The sequence below is a fragment of the Aquidulcibacter sp. genome (genome assembly GCF_049239865.1).
Classification (GTDB): domain Bacteria; phylum Pseudomonadota; class Alphaproteobacteria; order Caulobacterales; family Aquidulcibacteraceae; genus Aquidulcibacter.
Genome location: NZ_JBMLTR010000047.1, coordinates 1 through 19081 on the forward strand (window position 1 = coordinate 1; position 19081 = coordinate 19081).

Here is a 19081-nt window from a genome sequence, read left to right on the forward strand (position 1 = left end):
GGGCTGGGAAGTCAGCGCTTTTGGCCTTCATGGCGCTGCAATGGCTGCGCTACCCCGAAGCGCGGGTCATCTTCTTTGATAAAGGCCGTTCTGCCCGTGTCGTCACCCATTGTGCCGGTGGGCGCTGGCATGCGCTAGGGCCTGAAGGGGCTTTTGCGCTCCAGCCACTGGCCCGGATCGATGAAACCGCTGAACGGGCTTGGGCGGCAGAATGGATTGCTGAAACCGTCGCGGCGGCTGGCGTCCAGATCACACCCAAGCATCGCGAGGAAATCTGGGCAGCCCTTGGCTCATTGGGAGAAGCACCCAGAAGCCAACGCACCCTCTCGATCTTCTCAGCCTTGTGCCAGGCGCGCGATATCACTGCTGCACTTGAACCCTTTACGCTCAAAGGCCCCCACGGCTGCCTACTCGATGCCGATCAGGCTCCGAGCGCCATGAGCTTCTTTGAGACCTTCGAGACCGAAGAGCTGATGGCCACACCCAGTGCCATTGGGCCGGTTCTGACCGCACTCTTCCATGAGATTGAGCGTGGCTTTGATGGATCGCCAACCATGCTCGTGCTGGATGAAGCCTGGTTGTTCCTGGGTGAGACTGGTTTTGCCGCCAAGATACGTGAATGGCTGAAAACCCTGCGCAAGAAGAATGTGGCTGTGGTGTTTGCCACCCAGAGCCTTGATGATGTGGTGCGCTCACCGATTGCGACAACGCTGATTGAAAGCTGCCCGACGCAGATCTTCCTTCCTAATCCGCGCGCGCTCGAACCGGCCTCAGCTGATCTTTATCGCCTGTTCGGCCTCAATAAGCGCCAACTTGAACTTCTGGCGTTCGCGGCCCCCAAGCGCTCATACTATATCCGCCAGCCACGTGGCCGTCGGATGTTCGACCTGAAACTGGTCGGCGCGGCCTTGGCGGTGTGCGGAGCGTCTAGCCCGGAAGATCAAAAGCGGATCGAACATGTGCTCGCCGCGCTTCCCCTTCATCACGATCCTGATGCGTTCGCCCGCGCATTCCTTGAAGCCAAGGGCCTCGCGGGCGTGGGTGATCTCTTCGATGCGCTGTCTGACGTCGCGCGCGCGGCCAATGACCAGAGCGCTCCCCCGTCCAATGATCTCACTTCACCTTTGCTGGAAGGACGGTTTCATGTCGGCCAATAATCTGAAATCCCGCCTTGTTGGTGCCGCCTCGGCGCTGGCCTTGTTGACGATTGGCACAGCACTGGTTGTGCCAAAAGACGCTGCGGCCATCGTGGTCTATGACCCCACCAACCACATCCAAAATGTGCTGACAGCAGCCCGTGCGCTGGAGCAAATCCGCGTCCAGACCGAGCAACTGACTGCACAAATCCGGTCACTCGCGCAAAGCCCCTATGATCATGCCGCTCAGATTGGCGAAGCCATGCGGGCACTCAATGAACTCAATGCCCAAGCCCGCGGGTTAGCATCCACGGTTCGGGGTTTGGACCGCCAGTTTGAGGATTTGTATCCAGGAAATCTGAATGCCCGCACGGCGATGCAACGGCTTGAAGCGGCTTCCCGTCGGATCGAGTTGTCACGCCAAACCGCGCAGGATTTGGCACGCACGGCGGCTTCGGTTGAATCGGCAAGAAACGGGCGAACCGCTCGGATGGCTGGAGCAATTGCTGCGTCCCGTGCAGCTGAAGGCGAGACGGGCGCTATTCAGTCATCGGTTCAGGCCTTGGGTGTCTTGTCTGAACAGCTCGAAAGTCTTCAGACCCTGATGGCCGCGCAATCCCGATTGGCCGCCCAAGAAGCTGCCCAGCGTGCTCAAGACCGAGAAGAGGCGATTGCCGCACGTCGCCGAAACTGGGGCCGGGCCGCAGCTCCGCCGCCACCTCCTCGCTTCAATCCCTTACCCAACGCCCGCAATTAGCCGCGCGCCTAAAGGAGCCTTCCCATGGCTGTCTCATCGGAAACTGCCAATGATCTGATGTCGGTGTTTTCCAACACTGTTACGGCAGGCTTTGCGAGCCTAGTCGGTCCCGTCAACGGCATCTTCGGCCTGATGATTGCGCTTGTAGTCGCGCTGACAGGCATTCAATGGGCGGTCTCGTCCAACCGCGATGCACTCGCAGGGGCCTTTTCGAAGATCCTGCTGATTGGGGCTTTTGCCTATATTATCAATGATTGGCAGGGCCTGAGCGAGACGATCTTTGCAGGCTTCATGGCGGTAGGCCTGCAAGCCGGTGGTGGAGCGATCGGTGCCGGTGACTTCCTCAATCCCGGTGCGGTGATTGAGACCGGCTGGCAGATTGTCAAAGCCATTGGCGATGCGCCCACCGTCACCGAAAACCCGATGGATGTGATCGGCAATCTGGTCGATGCGATCATCATCGGCATCTCTATGCTCGGAATCATGATCGCGTTTACGATCCTCGCCCTGCAGATCATCGTGACCTTGCTTGAGTTTAAGATCGTCACACTCGGCGGCTTCATCCTTCTGCCATTCGGCATTTTCTCCAAAACCAGCTTCATGGCCGAGCGCCCACTAGGTTATGTGGTCGCGGCAGGCTTGAAGGTTCTGGCCCTCGCAATTGTGGTGTCTGGCGCTCAAACGGTGTTCGCTCAACTGATCCCAAGCCCAGAGCCTGACATCTATGAAGCGCTGACCATCCTAACCGCTTCGATCATTCTGGCGATGCTGGCGATCTTTGCCCCAAATCTGGCTGCGGCCCTCGTCTCGGGCGGTCCCGCTCTGGGCGCAGGTGCCCTCAGTGTCGGTGGCCTCGCGGTTGGTGCAGCGGGTGGTGCGGCCATTGCTGGCACGATGGCAGCAGGCGGTGCCGCCGCTGGTGCCGCCTCAAAGATTGCATCATCCTCCAGAGCGGCTGCGGGCGCAGGTGCTGGGAGGCAGCCAAGCGGGCCTGGACCTTCTGGGTCTGGACCTTCTGGCTCTGCGGCTGCGGCGGGGGGCGGACCGCGTGGTCCTTCAAATGGTGGCGGTTCGTCCAATCAAAGCTCCTCTTCACAGAACAACGCATCATCAAATTTTGCGGCTCAAACAGCGAATAAAAGCGGGACCAAGGCTTCCAATTCACACTCCGGCTCAGCCTCCAGCCAAATGACGACCAATGAAGGAATGGCTTCGCAAAAATCGGCTGGACAATCTGAACTATCCGGAAACACCGCACAATTGGGAACAGGCGGGAATGCGTCGCCAAGCCAATTGTCTGCTCAAAGCTCAACAAGCGCTTCCAAAGCCGCCATGCCGAATGAGACTGGCTCTCTAAGTGGCGGAACCTCTGGAGGAAGCGGAAGCGAAGGGGCAGCCCCTGCGTCTGGCGCGTCACAATCAAACGGATCGGGAACCGCCACTCCAAGCACCGCCTTGGGCGACGCCCCGCGTTACCACCGTTTCCCAGCCTACAGCCCGCAACAAAAGGCAGCCAAAGCCCGCGCCTTCAACGCGTATTTCGCGGCCAATACCGCCCGCCAACTCATGCCGGCCAATGAAAACACCGGCACGCTCAACCCATCCATTCGTGAGGAGGACTGATATTCATGCATCCATTCTTCAAACCTAAGCCTGCTGGCAAACAAGCGCTCTCGGCCACACCGATTGCCACGACTTATCAACGGGCAGGCCAAGTCTGGGATGACCGTATGGGCCTGACCCTGTCTCATGCCCGCAACTGGCGAAACATGGCTTTTGGGACGCTTCTCTTTGCGGGCTTCCTTGGAGCAGGCTGGTGGGCACAAGCCCAGCGCTCGGTGGTCAAGCCCTTCATCGTCGAGGTTTCGACATGGGGTCAGACCCAGAAGATTACAGCACTTGATCAGAGATACCGCCCGAATGAGGCCCAAGTTTCTTTTGCCTTGTCACGTTGGATAGCAGACGTGCGCGGTAAGAGCATTGATCCGGTTCTGATCCGTCAGAATTTCATGCGAGCCTATGATTTTACAACGCCGAAAAGTGCTGCCTACCTCAATAGCTGGGCGCAGGAAAATGATCCCTTCGCTAATGCAGGCCGCGAGGCTGTTGCTGTCTCGGTGCTCAATGTTGTGCCACGCTCGGAGAAGACCTTCGACATCCAGTGGCGCGAAGAGAGATTCACCAATGGCATGAGTTCAGGTGCGCAGCGTTGGCGCGCACTTGTCACTGTCCGGTTTGAGCCACCGCGCTCTGAAGCCGACCTGATGAAAAACCCACTTGGCATCAAAATCGAGGATTTATCATGGACACTCGACGCACAATGATCGCGCCCAAGGCTGCTTGTCTGGCAGGCAGTCTGGCGCTTCTCCTGACCACAGCCATTCCCGTTATGGTCTTCCCAAATGCCGCTGACGCACAGGTGCGCCAAACTCAAGCACGCAAGACCCAAGCGTCAGCTTCGGCCCGCACATCTTCAGCGCGCCGGACAAATTCGCCAACACGGCGCGCGGCAAGCCAAACTAGACGGGCGGCTACACCAGCTCGCGCGGTCTCACCACCCGCAAATGATGGGGCGACCAGTCCAGCAAGCGGTCCAGCCGCTATTCGTGCGGCTAATGCCGAGGCACTGGCCCCTTCACGCGCGGACGGTTTCGTCAATGCAGCCCAAGTGTTCAGCTTCGAGCAAGGCCGGGTTTATGAAGTTTGGACGGCACCCATGCGGATCACTGCGCTCACCCTTGAACCCGGCGAACGCATTATCAACAAGGCTGCTGGAGATACCGAACGCTGGATGATTGGCGATACGACATCTGGTGAAGGCAATGCCCAACAAAGCCAGATTCTGATTAAGCCATTTCGGGCCGGTATCGCCACCAATATGGTGATTGCGACCAACCGGCGCATGTATCTGTTGTCGCTGCGGGCAGGCGAGAGCACTGACGCGTTCAATGCGGTCGTAACCTGGACCTACGCCAATACATTGCCCAATGGATCAACGCAGGCCGGGACGACTGACGGCAAAACAAATCTGCCAGTACTGCCCGCCGCACAAACAGTCGATATCGCCAACCTGAACCAGAATTACCGTATTCGGGCGGGATGGAGTAGGCCGGATTGGACGCCGATTTCGGTAAGCGATGATGGTCGCCAGACCTTCATTACCTTCCCCGATAGCCTTACCTCCACCGAAGCCCCGCCCTTGTTTGTAATGGGTGAGAATGGCGAGGCGCAACTCACTAACTGGCGCAAGCAAGGGTCGGTCTATGTCGTTGATCGTCTGTTTGATCGTGCTGAATTGCGCCTAGGTGGCGATAATCCCCGCGTCGTCCGCATTGAACGCAAAGGGGATCGCTCATGACGATGGCTGATACCCCAGAAGTGAGCCCTGATGCACTGCCGCCGCCGCTCACTGGCGGCCATGCACTCAATGCGCGCACGGCACCCAAGCCTGCCCAGCAGATCAATAAGAAATCGGTCCGCACGGTCTTTATGGTTAGTGCAGGTGTGCTATCGCTGGCCTTTGTTTATGCTTTCGTTGTCTCGCCAGCGGTGCGTGCAGAAGCCCGCGCCAAACAGGCTGAACAGAACCAACGCACACCGCCAGGGTCTGTTCGACCCGCTGATGTGCTCTCCGACGGGCCAGCCAGTTACGCGGATCTTAGCAAGGCACCCGAAGAGCTGCCAGAAGAGGCGTTACCTGCAGACACACCTCGACCAGAACGCATTGCCTCAGGGCCAGCCCATGCACCACGTGTAATGGTGCAACGCGCGCCGCGCGAACCAAGGCGATCGAGTCCACATGCGCCACGGGTGGTTCAAGGGGGTCCAGCAAGTCAACGCGAGCCGCATGGCCCATCGGAACTGGAAAAAGCCCAACGCTCCGGCCTGTTCTTTTATGGTGGCGCATCGGTTCAGACTTCGGCGCTAGCAACGCCAGCACCGGCTTCGACTGGCCCTGCGCGCATTCAAAGGCGGGAGGATTATGAGGCAGTCTATGGTGATCGCGTCGTTCTCGCCCCTCTGTCGCCTTACGAACTCAAGGCAGGCACGGTCATTCCAGCGGCTTTGCTGACAGCGGTTGATACTGAACGCGAAGGCCGGGTCTTGGCCAGTGTCACAGAGAATGTCTTTGATACGGTCACAGGCCGATATCTCTTGATCCCCCAAGGTGCCCGGTTGATCGGACGTTTTGATGGTGAGCAGACCTATGGCGAACGACGCGCTTTCCTGACGTGGGAGCGTCTGCTTTTCCCTGATGGTCGGTCCATCACCTTGAACCGTGAGCCCGGTATCGACAGCCAAGGCGCAGGCGGCGTTCAAGGCCGTGTCGACCGACGTATTCCACAATTGCTGACCGCAACGCTATTTGCCGGGGCCATCACCACTTTGGGCGAAGTTGCCCGCCGTGATGGAGAAGACAGAAACAACAGCATAGTCGGCGATATCGGCGACGCTGCTGCCGCTGAGGCTGCCCGTGTCGGTGGCCGCATGATTGACCGCGAACTCGACGTCAAACCAACCATCCGGGTCCGCCAAGGCACGCGCGTGCAAGTCTTGTTGACCCGTGATCTCATTTTGGAGCCAGCCCAATGAATACGAGTGCTCTCCTTCACCTTGTGATCGCCAATGCGCTTTTGGCGTCAGCACCAGCCTTGCCAGAATTGGTAGCTAACCCGCCTACCATCATCAATGAGACGATCTCGATGCAGAAAGGGCTTTATGTCCGTACTGGCGGGGTCGGTGATCTTAAGCACGGCGACATTATCGCGATGCCGATGAACCAGAATGCGAGAGATTATCTGGTTGGGCGGCTCGGCTATCCAGCCGACACCATGCTCATAAAGCGTGTGGTCGCACTGCCCGGAGAAACCGTCTGCCGCCAAGCAGGCACGGTCACCGTGCGCGGTCGCGCGGTCCATGCCGACCGACGCGACAGCCAGGGCACCTTGCTGCCGTTCTGGGTCGGCTGCCACACCCTTTTGCCCACCGAAGTTTTTCTTCTAGGCGATCACCCATCTAGCTTTGACAGCCGCTATTTCGGCCCTGTGCTGAAACGCGACCTGTCTGGAACCTATCAGGAGGTTATTTCATGGTAAGTCGAAAAGTCCTTCTCGCGATCAGTCTGCTCGCCACGCCCGCACTAGCAACGCAAGCTATCGCCGATCCGCCTGACTGGACCCAAGCAGGTGGGGGTCTGTTTATTGAACCCGGCATGGCTGTTGATCGAGCACCCATGGTTCAACAGGCCAGCCTACCGCCTCAGACTCTCCCTCGCGTGTTGCAGCAAGCCGCGCCTGCCAGTCCGCGCCAGAGGCCTAGTCCTGTTTCTGAAACTGAATCTGATCCATTCGTGATTGACCCTGTTCCCGATTATGGCGAAGTCCGTCTCTTGCCTGCCGATCAGCCACTGGACGAGCTAATCACTCAGATCGCCGCTGAAACAGGCCTCGATCCAAAACTTCTCCACGCGCTAGTGATCGTCGAAAGTGCCTATGATCCCGCTGCAGTCAGTCCCGTTGGTGCGCGTGGCCTGACACAATTGATGCCAGGCACAGCCCGTGAACTGGGTGTCACCAATGCCTTCGACATTGAGCAAAACCTGCGAGGGGGGGCGCGTTATCTGGCCATCCAAATCGGTCGGTTCGGCGATCTACGGCTGGCACTTGCCGCCTACAACAGCGGCCCCGGTCGTGTCGCGCGCCTTGGTCGCGTCCCCGACATTACCGAAACCCAAGGCTATGTTCGCGATGCCGTGGATTGCTATCTCGCGCTTTCTGCGGGTCGAGGCATTCGCCATCGCCGCCAATGCCGCACATCAGTGGGGAGATAGAGCCATGGCCAAACGCAAACCCGAACCAGCCCACTCCGCCCAAATGGATATGTTTGGCGGATGGAGCGAGCCTGCCAACCAACAGACAAGTCCAATTCCTATTGCAGTTACGTTACCAGTTGTCGTGGAAGTTTCCAACGATCAGGTTGAGCCTTCGGCTGAAAGCTATGAAGGCGTTGTGCCGCTTAGTGAAGTTGAAGCAGAAAAGGCCCTTGCCATCGTTGCAGCGTCATCGATCAAAGAAGTCCCCTCAATCCCAGTTGCCCGCCCCGACTGGGAACATGACGAATGGTGGACCACCGCCATGGTCTGTGCCTATCTTAAACTAGGTCGCAAAGCCGTTTGGGAGCGAACCCGAAAGCCAACAATTGGCTTTCCACAGCCGAGGCACTTTGGAAGCTGCCGCCACCGGTGGCGGGCAGCGGAGGTTAGAGCTTGGGCTTTGGGTCATTAAGGTTTCACCAACTTTCCCCAAAAGCCGCCTGCCTGTTCCTCCCAAAGCCGATCTTCATGATGCTTTGACACCGGGTCCGCCGCCCAGCGGCGTAAAGGCGCAGAGCGCTTCAGAGCTACACCTAACTAAAAGCGAATTGCGGTAGGCTATCAATTTAAAGTTTTACGGTCTTGACGCCTATCGTATCCGCACTCGATTTCCTATATGCCAAAATTAAAAGCATATAGGAGGCAAGAGATGTTTACTCATGATTTGGTGGAAAAGACGTGGATAAGCCACGAAATTGAGAAGGATGGAACATTTAAAACTATACTTCATGTGAAGCCAAAAAATCCTGCTTCACCGGGCTCAGATCCGGAGACTAAATTGACCAATGCTATTGTAGAATATTTGAAGGCAAACGATCATATTGATCGAGCCGATGTAGGTGCTTGATGCTAACCGGGCCCAAATGACAGAAGCGCCCCGCCGCCTCAATTAGCCTTGCAGTGAAGATCGGCAAGATTGCAACAGGTGAGATTTATGACGCCATAGAAGCGCTATCCAGCGCTGCCGCCATCAGTGGCGGCAGCGCTGATTCAGAAGGAAAGCGGTGATGCTTCCAACGAGGAGCTGATCCGGGAAGTCGCTCGCCTGCTCGAGTTCGAAAGGGTCGGCAGCGAGCTGTCAGATGTTATCGCCAGTGCCCTGAAGCCATCAGCGGGGTCCACGCTATCATCTAATCACTAGCGATGGGCTCGGCGGATGGGGCGCGCTTTATTGGATGAACCTCGCTGAGGCGAGATGGCTGTGGTCGCCAACTGTTCCATCCCTTGTCCCTTCTACTATTTCATCCACGACATGAAGTGGCACCAGGAACCACTCCCGCGGCCTCCCTGGCTTTCCAAAACGGTCAGTGATGCGGGGCATCTCAAAACGTGGTGCAGTGGCAGAAGCCGTACTGCTTAGCAACGTATGAGCGATGGTCAAAAACGGGTGCACATTTCTTGAAACAAGCCTGCGCCGGCACTCTCGACAGAACTTTCCATAAAAATTCGCACAGTGGGATCTAAGAATAAAATCTATGCAGCCGAACCGCTTGGCTGTCTATGTGCTCCACGCTTTGAGGTACTCTCGTGGGTATGTGGACTGTCGGCATTTTGGTGTTGACTTTGGACAGCCAGAAAACTGCAGCTGCGAATCGTCGTACGATGCGACCGGAACAATCAATTTGAGAAATCTCTTGACCCCACAACAGACCCTTTACGCTGCACATATGTTGACCCGTTCAGGGGCAAATGAAGATGCGATGACCCAATCGCTGTCGAGCGCACGCGTCGATCTCAATCCACATCAAGTTGATGCAGCATTGTTCGCTTTGAGGTCACCGCTTTCTCGGGGAGTCATCTTGGCTGATGAAGTTGGACTCGGCAAAACCATTGAAGCAGCCTTGGTCATCGCTCAACGGTGGTGGGAACGGCGAAGGAAGATCTTGCTGATTGTGCCCGCTTCATTGCGCAAACAATGGGCACAAGAATTGTTTGAGAAGTTTGCATTGCCAAGCACCATTTTGGACGGTGCAACCGTCAAGGAACGCAAGAAGGCAGGCGAGGACCGTCCGTTTGCCTCAGAAGCCGCGATCATCATTACGTCTTATGAATTCGGTGGCCGGCAAAGTGAGGAACTGGCAAGAATCCCTTGGGATTTAGTCGTTTTTGATGAGGCCCACAAACTTCGCAATGTTTACAAGGCCGATGCTAAGGCCCGTGCTGTCAAATTGCGCGAAGCATTGAAAGCCGCGCCGAAACTTCTGCTGACAGCCACACCACTCCAGAACAATTTGATGGAGCTTTATGGGTTGGTCAGCATATTAGATGAACATTTTTTCGGCTCGCCAGAAGCCTTTCGTGCTGAATTTGGCAGCCGCACCGATACGGCTGGCTTGGGTGTATTGGGAGCGCGCTTAAAGCCAATTAGCGTGCGCACTTTGCGCCGCCAAGTGCAGCGCGACGGCTTGATCAAATACACTGACCGTCGTCTCAAAACCTATGACTTCACGCCGCGCAAGATCGAACAAGAGCTTTACGATGCGATGAACCGCTATCTCCAGCGCGACGATACGCTGGCGATCGGGCAAAATGGACGCCACTTGGTGACCCTGATGTTGCGCCGTATACTGGGATCATCATCCTTTGCCGTGGCGCAAACCCTGTCCAAGATCATAGCGCGGCTGGAACGACGCCAGGCGATAGATGCCGACACGCTCAACGATCTCGACGATCAGGCCACGACCAATGATGAATGGGCAGAAGCCGATGGTGAGGCTGATGTCGATGCGCTGGAAGATACAAACGATGATGACTTGGCTGGTCAAGACGGCACCAAGCTCAGCGCGGAAATTGCCGAGCTAAAGGGTATACTTGCGATGGCATTGTCTCTTGAAGGCAATGCCAAGGCCGATGCGCTTGTAGGCGCTTTGCCACAGGTGCTGGACGAGATCGTGGCCCGCAATGGACAGCGCAAAGTCGTGATCTTTACCGAAAGTGTGCGCACACAGGCATTTTTGCGCGACAAATTGGAAGCCAATGGCTTTGCGGGCCAAGTCGCCATCCTGAACGGTTCAAACGCGGACACCCAAAGCAAAGCAATCTATCGCGATTGGATTGCCACTAATGCGGGAACAGGCAGAATTTCAGGCTCCAAGACCGCTGACATGAAAGCCGCATTGGTCGATGCTTTCCGTAATGACAAGACCATTCTGATCGCGACTGAATCAGGTGCCGAAGGTATCAATCTGCAGTTCTGCTCGCTTCTGGTGAATTACGATCTGCCCTGGAACCCGCAAAGGGTCGAGCAGCGGATTGGGCGGTGCCATCGCTATGGACAGAAGATCGATGTCACCGTGATTAATTTCATCAATCTGGAAAACCGGGCCGAGGCACGGGTGTTTCAGTTGCTCGAACAGAAGTTCAATCTGTTTTCGGGCGTGTTTGGTGCTTCCGATGAAGTGTTAGGCGCAATTGAAAGCGGGGTGGATGTTGAGCGCCGGATTCTGGAAATCGTCCAGCAATGCCGCCACGCCCCCGACATCGATGCCGCATTTGACCAGCTTCAACTGGAGCTTCAGTTCGATATCGACCAAGCCAAAAAAGACGCGCGCGACCGTCTGCTGGCAGAAGTCGATGACAAGGTGGTGGATCGCCTGAAATCAGCGCGCGATGGGGTCAAAAAGCGGTTGGATGGCTTTAAGGCGCATCTCGCGATATTGGCCAAGGGCGCTCTTCCTGGTGCGCGGTTTCACGCCGATCATCCGGGGCGCTTTGATTATGAAGGCAAGACGTGGACAACCGAATGGCCGGAGGCTGACGAGCGCGGCTGGCAGTTTTTCCGGTTGATCGAAGGCAGTCTGGCCGCAGACCTCGTGGCAGCCACCAAAGCCACCCCTCCATTAGCCGTCCAAGAACTCACTTTCGCACTCGATCAATATGACGGCAATCTGTCGGATGTAGCGAATTTGAAAAGCAAATCAGGCTGGATGCAGGCGACAAGGTTGCGCTTGGCGTCCAATGCCCAGACCGAGGACCATGTGATCCTGACAGGCCAAAGCGATGGTGGGCAGATCGTGCATGTGGAAACGCTGGCACGCTTGATGTTGGTCCCTGCCACGGCGGGTGCAACTGATCTACCTGATGAAGAAGCCTTGGCCGCCTTGAACGCGATGACCGTCGCTGAGGCCGACCGACTAGGCGCTGAGGCTCAAACCCGTCTGGGTAGATATCTCGATGAAGAAAGCCAGAAGCTTGATTTATGGCGTGAAGACGCCCGTTTGTCGTTTGAAAGCGAGATTGCGCGCCTGAAAAAAGAGGCTAAGCAGAAGACCAGTGCCTCACGCACGCCAGGCATGGCGCTGGACGCCAAAGTCGCGCTGCAACGTGAAGCCGCCAGCCTCACGCGTGAGGCTGACGCCATGAACAGGGCTTATTATGAGCGCATGAGTGAGTTGGATAGTGAGGTCAACCGCATTCTGGATGAGGTGGTCGCCAAGCTGGGGCTGGAGCCAACCCGCGCGCCGTTGTTTGTGGCGCGCTGGCGCGTGGTATGAGTTCGGCGACCGATCTTGACGTGGCTGTACAATAGGCCTTGGCTGAAGCTGTGACCGTCGCGCACCTTGGCCTTCAGCGCGGCGCACGCTAAGTCAATTAGAAGAGAGGGAGGGCGATCAAAGATGAGTAAAGCAGTCGCTCTTCCCGGCGTCCAACCAATGCTGTTGAAGTGGGCGAGAGAAACCGCCCATCTCACTGTCGAAGACGTCGCGCTTTCCTTCAAGAAACAGCCAGAAGACATTGCGGCATGGGAAGCTGGCAATGCAGGTCCCACTTACGCGCAATTGGAAAAGCTGGCCTATGAGCTTTACAAGCGCCCATTGGCGTCTTTCTTTCTGCCTGCGCCGCCACCAGAAAAAGCGCCAGAGGCCGATTTCAGGGCGCTGCCCGATGCCGATTTGCGCCAGTTGCAACGTTCAACCGTGCTGCTGATCCGAAAAGCGCGCGCCTATCAAAGCTCGCTGGACGAATTGTTCGCGGGCCGGTCTCCGGTCGCCAACCCAATCTGGCAGAAAGTTGCGCTTGATCCCGCAAGACCCATTGGCCCGCAAGCGCAGGCCGTACGGGCGGCATTGGCCGTGCCTGATGTTGGCGCGCTAGGCTGGGGCGGCGGAGATGGTGACGCTGCCTTGAAGACCTGGCGCAAAGCGATTGAGGCTGCGGGCGTCTTCGTCTTCAAGGATACCTTCAAGCAAAAGGAGATTTCCGGCTTCTGCTTGGAGCATCCCGAATTGCCCGTGGTGATGATCAATAACAGCACCACCAAGACCCGGCAGATCTTCAGCCTGCTGCATGAATTGGCCCATATTCTTCTGGGTCGCCAAGCCATCAGCACCTTTAGCGATGAACCCTTGGGCCGCCTGCCGCCGGGTGAGCAAAAGATCGAGCGCTTTTGCAATCGGGTCGCGGCGGAAGTCTTGGTGCCGCGTGTCGATTTTGTGGCGTTTACCAGCGGACTTGGCGGTGGCGTGGAAGATTGGCCGATTGAACGCTTTGCGATGATTGCCGAGCGCTACCGGGTCAGCCGCGAAGTGATTTTGCGGATGTTCCGCGATGCTGATCGTGTGTCGCAAGATTTTTATGAGGCGCGCAAAGCCGAATGGGATGGCCAGAAAGCTGGGAAGTCCAAAGGCGGTGGCGATCACTACAATACTAAGGGCGTCTACATCAGCGAGCGGCTGATGTCAGAAGTGCTTATGCGCTATGGGCGTCGTCAGATTGACGTGGCTGAGGCCGCAGACTTTATGGGTGTGAAAGCAAAACATATCGACGAGTTTGAGAACCGTTACCTTGCGGGGTTGGCGGCATGAAATTCGTAATCGATACAGGGTGCTTTCGACAAATGGAGGACTACTACCCTGACGTTTTCAGGACCTTTTGGGCACAGTTTCAAGAGGCTGTCGACGATGGTGAGATTTTCTCCGTTCGGGAAGTCTGGCGTGAGATGGAACAAAACAATGTTGTCACCCATGTGACCGAGTGGGCCAAGCTCAACAAGGCACATGTGTTCCGGACGCCTGTGCCCGAAGAGCTTGCCATTGTGGGGCAGGTCCTGGCCGTTCCTCATTTCAGCCAGCTTATTGGTCGCAAGCAATTGGATAAGGGCAGCCCGGTTGCAGACCCGTTTCTGATAGCCGCAGGCAAACACTTTGGCGCGACTGTTGTGACCACCGAAAAGTTTGCGCCAAATTCGGCCAAAATTCCCAACGTCTGTCAGCATTTCGGGGTTGAAAGCACCAATTTGCAAGGCCTGCTAAAGGCTAAAGGTTGGAGCTTTTGATATGGAGCCGATGACTGGCTATCACTTTGCCGACGCCGGCAAACCGATCCTCTCGCCCTTTGCATATCATTTTGCCGGCGTTGGCAATATGATCAAGAGGATGTCAGGACACCATTTTGCCGGGGCCGGCAAAATGGTCATGGACTTCATTCAGTCAGTGCTCTTTGTCGCGCGGCGGCATAGGATCATTGCCAGGTGCAATGGTGTCTTTGCTGCGAAATCGGCCATCAAGGCCCTTCGTTGTCAGCTCTCCACCGCCCTGATTGGTCAGCATGGTTTTTGCCGCGCTGATCGCCTCCTTTTGGGTGGTATGAAGGCTGGACGCGCGGTCAGTATCGTTGCGCTTGTTTTCCCAATTGCCGTCTGCGCGGCGGGAAATCGTTCGGTCTTGTGGCTTGCTCATAAGCGCCTCCTTTCAGATAGAACAGATATAGAACGATTCGGCCTGTTATGACCAGAAACACCCGCCTAGAACTGACCTGGATTGGCAAGGAGAACCGGCATCGGTTGGAGCCTCGGATTCTGATGGAGGATCAGGGCTTGAGCCATCATGCGCACGCCAAGCGGGCGGGGGATTTGTTTGATAATCTTTTGATACAGGGCGATAATCTGTTGGCGCTGAAGGCCTTGCAGGCTAGCCATGCGGGGCAAGTGAAGTGCGTGTTCATTGACCCGCCCTATAACACGGGCAGCGCCTTTACCCATTATGATGACGGGGTGGAACATTCCTTGTGGTTAAGCCTGATGCGCGACCGGCTGGAAATGCTCAAGAGCCTGCTCTCGCCCGATGGATCCATCTGGATTACAATTGACGACAATGAAGCGCATTATCTAAAGGTATTGTGCGACGAGGTGTTCGGACGTGCAAATTTTATTGCGAATGTCGTTTGGCAGAAGCGCTATTCACCTGACGTTCGGGTCGCGCTCAGCGATGCACATGAGCATGTCCTGTGTTATGCGATGAACCCAGACCAATTCAAAGTGACACGCAACTTGATCCCGCTCGGTCAAGACCAAATCAAGCAATTTAGAAACCCTGACAACGACGCCCGCGGGCCTTGGAAGGCTACAGACTTCACGGCAGCTGGGTTCAGACCAAATCAAATGTATGAGATCGAACTTCCTTCAGGGCGCAAGGTTACGCCACCTGCTGGGCGGTGCTGGCGAGTTACAGTTGAAGGATTCGAGCGATTTGCGGCTGACAAACGCATGTACTATGGCGCTGACGGGCAAAGTCTTCCCGCGCTCAAACGCTTTCTGTCTGAAATGGAAGGAATGACGCCGTGGTCTTGGTGGCCCCATACAGAGGTTGGGCACTCGCAAGAAGGCAAGAAGGAAATGCATGGCATTTTCGGAAAAGAAGATGCCTTCGACACTCCCAAACCCGAACGCCTGCTCCAACGCATCATCCACATCGCCACTAATCCCGGTGATCTCGTGCTGGATAGTTTCGCGGGCTCGGGCACCACGGGCGCTGTTGCGCACAAGATGGGGCGGCGTTGGATTATGGTGGAATTGGGGGAGCACGCCAAAACCCATATCGTACCGCGCCTGAAAAAAGTGATCGACGGGGAGGATGGCGGCGGCATCACCAAGGCGGTGAATTGGGCCGGTGGTGGCGGCTTCCGGTTTTGCCACTTGGCGCCTTCCTTGCTCGAAAAAGACCAGTGGGGCCAATGGGTGATCTCCAAAGACTATAATCCTGCGATGTTGGCGCAGGCCATGTGCGCCCACATGGGCTTCACTTATGCGCCTGATGCACAAACCTATTGGAACCACGGCTTTTCATCCGAAACTGACTTCATTTATGTGACCACGGCGGCCCTGACCCACGAGCAATTGCGCGCGATCAGCGAAGACGTCGGGAAAGGCAGAACACTCCTAGTGTGTTGCAAGGCGTTTCAGGGTGCGCATGTGGGCGCTCTCAAAAATCTCACGGTGCAGAAAATCCCTACCATCATCCTCAACCGCTGCGAATGGGGCCGTGATGATTACAGCCTGCGCGTGGCATCATTGCCTGATGCGCCCGATTTGCCGGTGGAGGAGCCAGTGAAAGCACGAGGCCGGGCGGCTGATCCAGAACAAGCGAGCTTGTTTGATGAGGGTGAAGGCTGATGGCCGATCAACGGATCATCGCGTCGCTCCGCGCCCGCCTGTCGCTGCGCACGCCACAAGACATCGCTTTGCGCGAACTCGCTGATATTCTCGACTTGATCGAACCGGAAAAAGGCCAGGACGTTGATGCCGCCTTGGCTGCCATCAGCTCGGCTTATCCGCAAGTGAGCGCGTTTGAGCGGGCGTTTCCATCGTTGTGCTTCTCACTTGCTACGGGTGTTGGGAAGACTCGGTTGATGGGGGCGTTTATCGCCTATCTGGCCGCTACAGGGCGGTCCAAGCATTTCTTCGTGCTGGCCCCCAATGTAACGATTTATGAAAAGCTGCTGACCGATTTCACGCCGGGTACGTCCAAATATGTGTTCAAAGGCTTGTCTGAATTTGCGAGTCGCCCGCCGATCATCATTAAGTCTGACAATTGGGAAACCGGCATCGGGGTGCGTGGCGGGGATTTGTTTGATGATGCGATCCACATCAACATTTTCAACGTGGACAAGATCAATCGCGATGTGAAGGCCGAAGGCCGCACCGGCCGCGCGCCCAAGATCAAATCCATCCGCGAATATGTCGGTGGCTCTTACTTTGACTATCTGGCAGGCTTGGACGATCTGGTCATCCTAATGGACGAAGCCCACCGATATCGCGCCACCGCCGGGGCCAAAGCGATTGAAGACTTGAAGCCCATTTTGGGCCTTGAACTGACCGCTACGCCCAAGGCCGTGGGCACCAATGCGCCGTTCAAGAATGTGATCTATGACTATGACCTCGCCGCCGCAATGGAGGCGGGCTATGTCAAAGAACCCGCCGTTGCCACGCGTGCGAACTTTGACCCCAAGAGCGTGAGCGAGGAAGAGCTTGAAGCCATCAAGTTGGAAGACGGCGTGCATCATCATGAACATGTGCGCGTGCAATTGCAGGTCTATGCCGCGCAAAATTCCAAGCCTTTGGTGCACCCCTTCATGCTGGTTGTGGCAACCGACACCGAACATGCCCGACGCCTGCAAGCCTTTATCGAGGGCGAAGACTTTTTTGGCGGGCGCTATAAGGGCCGCGTGTTGCAAATCCATTCAGGCCTGAAGGGCGACGAAAGCGATGCCAATGCTCAGGCTTTGCTGTCTATCGAAAAATCGGGCAAAACAGACATAGTCATTCACGTCAACAAGCTCAAAGAGGGCTGGGACGTGACGAACCTTTACACCATTGTGCCTTTGCGCGCGTCAGCCTCTGATATTCTGACTGAACAGACGCTGGGACGAGGCTTGCGCCTGCCCTATGGACGACGAACAGGCGTGGATGCGGTCGATACACTAACGGTAATTGCCCATGACCGCTTTGCCCAGGTGATTGATGCGGCACGCACCTCTGGCCTGATCCGCAAGCAAGTGGTGATTGGCGGTGAGGGGGGTATCCCTACCACTGGCTCACGCATGGTGACGTCTACCCAATCCCTCGACGCATGGCTGGCCCCGCCGCCGCCGCCACCTGTATTTGGACCTGCTGGCGAAGTGACTTTGGACGAAAGCCTAGAGGTGAAGCCCTATGCATTGGCGCAAACGCCGTCCCCTTTCGTGTTTGAAAATGACGCCGAGCGGCAATTTGCCAATACCGTCTGGAAAGAAGCGCTTCCCGGTTATCAATCGCGCGTGCGCTCTATAGCGCAATTGGCCCAGCCCGCGTTTATAGCCAAGATTGCTCAAGATGCGACTTTGCTGTCGCAAAATGAAGGCGGTTTGCTCAATGTCGCAATTGGCGCGCAGCGGCGAGAGGAATTGACGGCTCAAGTGGTCAATCGCTTTGTCGAACAGATGATCGAGATCCCGCAACTCACCTTGCAGCCCCACGAGCAAGTGACCTTTGGGTTCAAACCGTTTGCATTGGTTAATCTTGCGTCGATCAATGTGCAGCCGATGAGCAAGGAAGTGCTGGTGCAACAAGTGCGCACCGATAAGCGCACCACAATCAGCCAACAGGCCTTGGCTGCGCATGAAAGCCGTCTTGAAAACTATCTGATTGGGCGGCTGATCGAATATGATGAAGTCGATTATGATGCTCATGCTGAACTCTTGAACAGCCTATGCAGCCAGATGGTGGCGCATGTGCAGAGCTATCTCGATGATGATGAACAGGTGCGCAATGTGGTGATTGCCCACGGCAAGGCGCTGTCTGATTTCATCTTTGAACAGATGCGCGCCCATATGTGGAAGCGCGAAACCGCCTATGAGGTACGGGTGTCGGCGGGCTTTACCATGCTAAAGCCGCAGCATTTTGACGTGCCTACCGATGGAGGTGTGCTCGATTTCCGCACGCCGATTGCGCGGCGCAGCGACATTAAGCGCTATGCTTTTGAAGGCTTTTCCAAGTCTTGTAATCAGCCCGTGAAGTTTGATTCTGATGCAGAGCGGCGCTTGGCAGTATTGCTGGAAGGTGATGACGATGTAGTGCGCTGGATGAAGCCCGGGCCTGGGCAATTCCGTATCGAAGACGCTGACGGCACGCCCTATAATCCTGATTTTGTTGTAGAAACAAAAAGAGCCAAAATTATCATCGAACCCAAACGCGATGAAGGGCTGACTGATGCAGGTGTGCTCGCTAAAGCGCGCGCGGCCAGCGTGTGGTGCTGGATCGCGACCGAGCATCACGCCGAAAAATCAGACTGCAAACCTTGGACCTATGCCCTAGTGCCGGATACCGCCATCAATGCGTCCGCTACCCTTGGCGGTCTGGTTGCAACGTACACCCGCCAGGTCGATATGGCCGAGCGTATGAATGTGCAGATCAAGAATGCGCCGGCCGCTGTCTGACCCGACGCTTAAGGGGTGCGGATACCGAACATGCGCAGTGTCGCGGTCAGGAGTTTTAGGTTTAAATTTTAAATGATTTAACTTATCGAGCTGAAGTGAGATATCTCTAACAGACTTCCACCATCA

General features: G+C 56.3%; 15 protein-coding genes and 1 pseudogene. 15 read left to right on the plus strand and 1 reads right to left on the minus strand.

Going from position 1 to position 19081, the window contains the following annotated elements:
- The 13 genes and pseudogenes from ACOVRA_RS03565 to ACOVRA_RS03625 form a co-directional block, all read left to right on the plus strand.
- Positions 1-1157: pseudogene (locus ACOVRA_RS03565) on the plus strand (conjugal transfer protein TrbE); the annotation flags it as partial.
- Positions 1144-1893 (plus strand): conjugal transfer protein TrbJ, encoded by a 750-nt coding sequence (locus ACOVRA_RS03570; RefSeq protein ID WP_421719093.1) that lies wholly within the window; start codon positions 1144-1146, stop codon positions 1891-1893. The pseudogene ACOVRA_RS03565 and the gene ACOVRA_RS03570, both read left to right, overlap by 14 nt.
- A gap of 24 nt (positions 1894-1917) precedes the next feature.
- Positions 1918-3516, plus strand: a complete 1599-nt coding sequence (gene trbL / locus ACOVRA_RS03575; RefSeq protein ID WP_421719094.1) for a P-type conjugative transfer protein TrbL — start codon at positions 1918-1920, stop codon at positions 3514-3516.
- Positions 3517-3521: 5 nt separating this feature from the next.
- A complete protein-coding gene (gene trbF / locus ACOVRA_RS03580) occupies positions 3522-4217 on the plus strand; it encodes a conjugal transfer protein TrbF (protein ID WP_421719095.1) in 696 nt (231 codons plus the stop codon).
- Complete coding sequence (gene trbG / locus ACOVRA_RS03585) at positions 4196-5251, plus strand: P-type conjugative transfer protein TrbG (protein WP_421719096.1); 1056 nt, start codon at positions 4196-4198, stop codon at positions 5249-5251. Before trbF ends, trbG begins: the two co-directional genes overlap by 22 nt.
- Complete coding sequence (locus ACOVRA_RS03590; RefSeq protein WP_421719097.1) at positions 5248-6486, plus strand: TrbI/VirB10 family protein; 1239 nt, start codon at positions 5248-5250, stop codon at positions 6484-6486. The genes trbG and ACOVRA_RS03590 overlap by 4 nt, the downstream gene beginning before the upstream one ends.
- Positions 6483-6989 (plus strand): S26 family signal peptidase, encoded by a 507-nt coding sequence (locus ACOVRA_RS03595; RefSeq protein ID WP_421719098.1) that lies wholly within the window; start codon positions 6483-6485, stop codon positions 6987-6989. Before ACOVRA_RS03590 ends, ACOVRA_RS03595 begins: the two co-directional genes overlap by 4 nt.
- Complete coding sequence (locus ACOVRA_RS03600; RefSeq protein ID WP_421719099.1) at positions 6983-7723, plus strand: lytic transglycosylase domain-containing protein; 741 nt, start codon at positions 6983-6985, stop codon at positions 7721-7723. The genes ACOVRA_RS03595 and ACOVRA_RS03600 overlap by 7 nt, the downstream gene beginning before the upstream one ends.
- 4 nt (positions 7724-7727) lie before the next feature.
- The gene (locus ACOVRA_RS03605) at positions 7728-8177 is read left to right on the plus strand and encodes a helix-turn-helix transcriptional regulator (RefSeq protein WP_421719100.1); all 450 of its coding nucleotides are present in this window, start codon (positions 7728-7730) and stop codon (positions 8175-8177) included.
- 237 nt (positions 8178-8414) lie between these two features.
- Positions 8415-8612: a hypothetical protein gene (locus ACOVRA_RS03610; protein WP_421719101.1), complete on the plus strand. Its 198-nt coding sequence runs from the start codon at positions 8415-8417 to the stop codon at positions 8610-8612.
- Between the two features lie 853 nt (positions 8613-9465).
- Positions 9466-12258, plus strand: coding sequence for an SNF2-related protein (locus tag ACOVRA_RS03615; protein ID WP_421719102.1), 2793 nt, complete (start codon positions 9466-9468; stop codon positions 12256-12258).
- 123 nt (positions 12259-12381) lie between these two features.
- Complete coding sequence (locus ACOVRA_RS03620; protein ID WP_421719103.1) at positions 12382-13569, plus strand: ImmA/IrrE family metallo-endopeptidase; 1188 nt, start codon at positions 12382-12384, stop codon at positions 13567-13569.
- Entirely contained in the window at positions 13566-14039 is a 474-nt protein-coding gene (locus ACOVRA_RS03625; protein ID WP_421719104.1) for a PIN domain-containing protein, read from the plus strand. Before ACOVRA_RS03620 ends, ACOVRA_RS03625 begins: the two co-directional genes overlap by 4 nt.
- Positions 14040-14193: 154 nt before the next feature.
- On the opposite strand, the gene ACOVRA_RS03630 is transcribed toward ACOVRA_RS03625, so the two are convergent.
- A complete protein-coding gene (locus ACOVRA_RS03630; RefSeq protein WP_421719105.1) occupies positions 14194-14442 on the minus strand; it encodes a DUF2188 domain-containing protein in 249 nt (82 codons plus the stop codon).
- Positions 14443-14489: 47 nt separating this feature from the next.
- Between ACOVRA_RS03630 and ACOVRA_RS03635 the strand changes: the two genes are divergently transcribed.
- Together ACOVRA_RS03635 and ACOVRA_RS03640 are read left to right on the plus strand one after the other, a co-directional pair.
- Positions 14490-16154 (plus strand): site-specific DNA-methyltransferase, encoded by a 1665-nt coding sequence (locus tag ACOVRA_RS03635; protein ID WP_421719106.1) that lies wholly within the window; start codon positions 14490-14492, stop codon positions 16152-16154.
- On the plus strand, positions 16154-18955 hold the full coding sequence (locus tag ACOVRA_RS03640; RefSeq protein WP_421719107.1) for a DEAD/DEAH box helicase family protein: 2802 nt from the start codon (positions 16154-16156) through the stop codon (positions 18953-18955). Before ACOVRA_RS03635 ends, ACOVRA_RS03640 begins: the two co-directional genes overlap by 1 nt.
- Positions 18956-19081 lie beyond the last annotated feature (126 nt).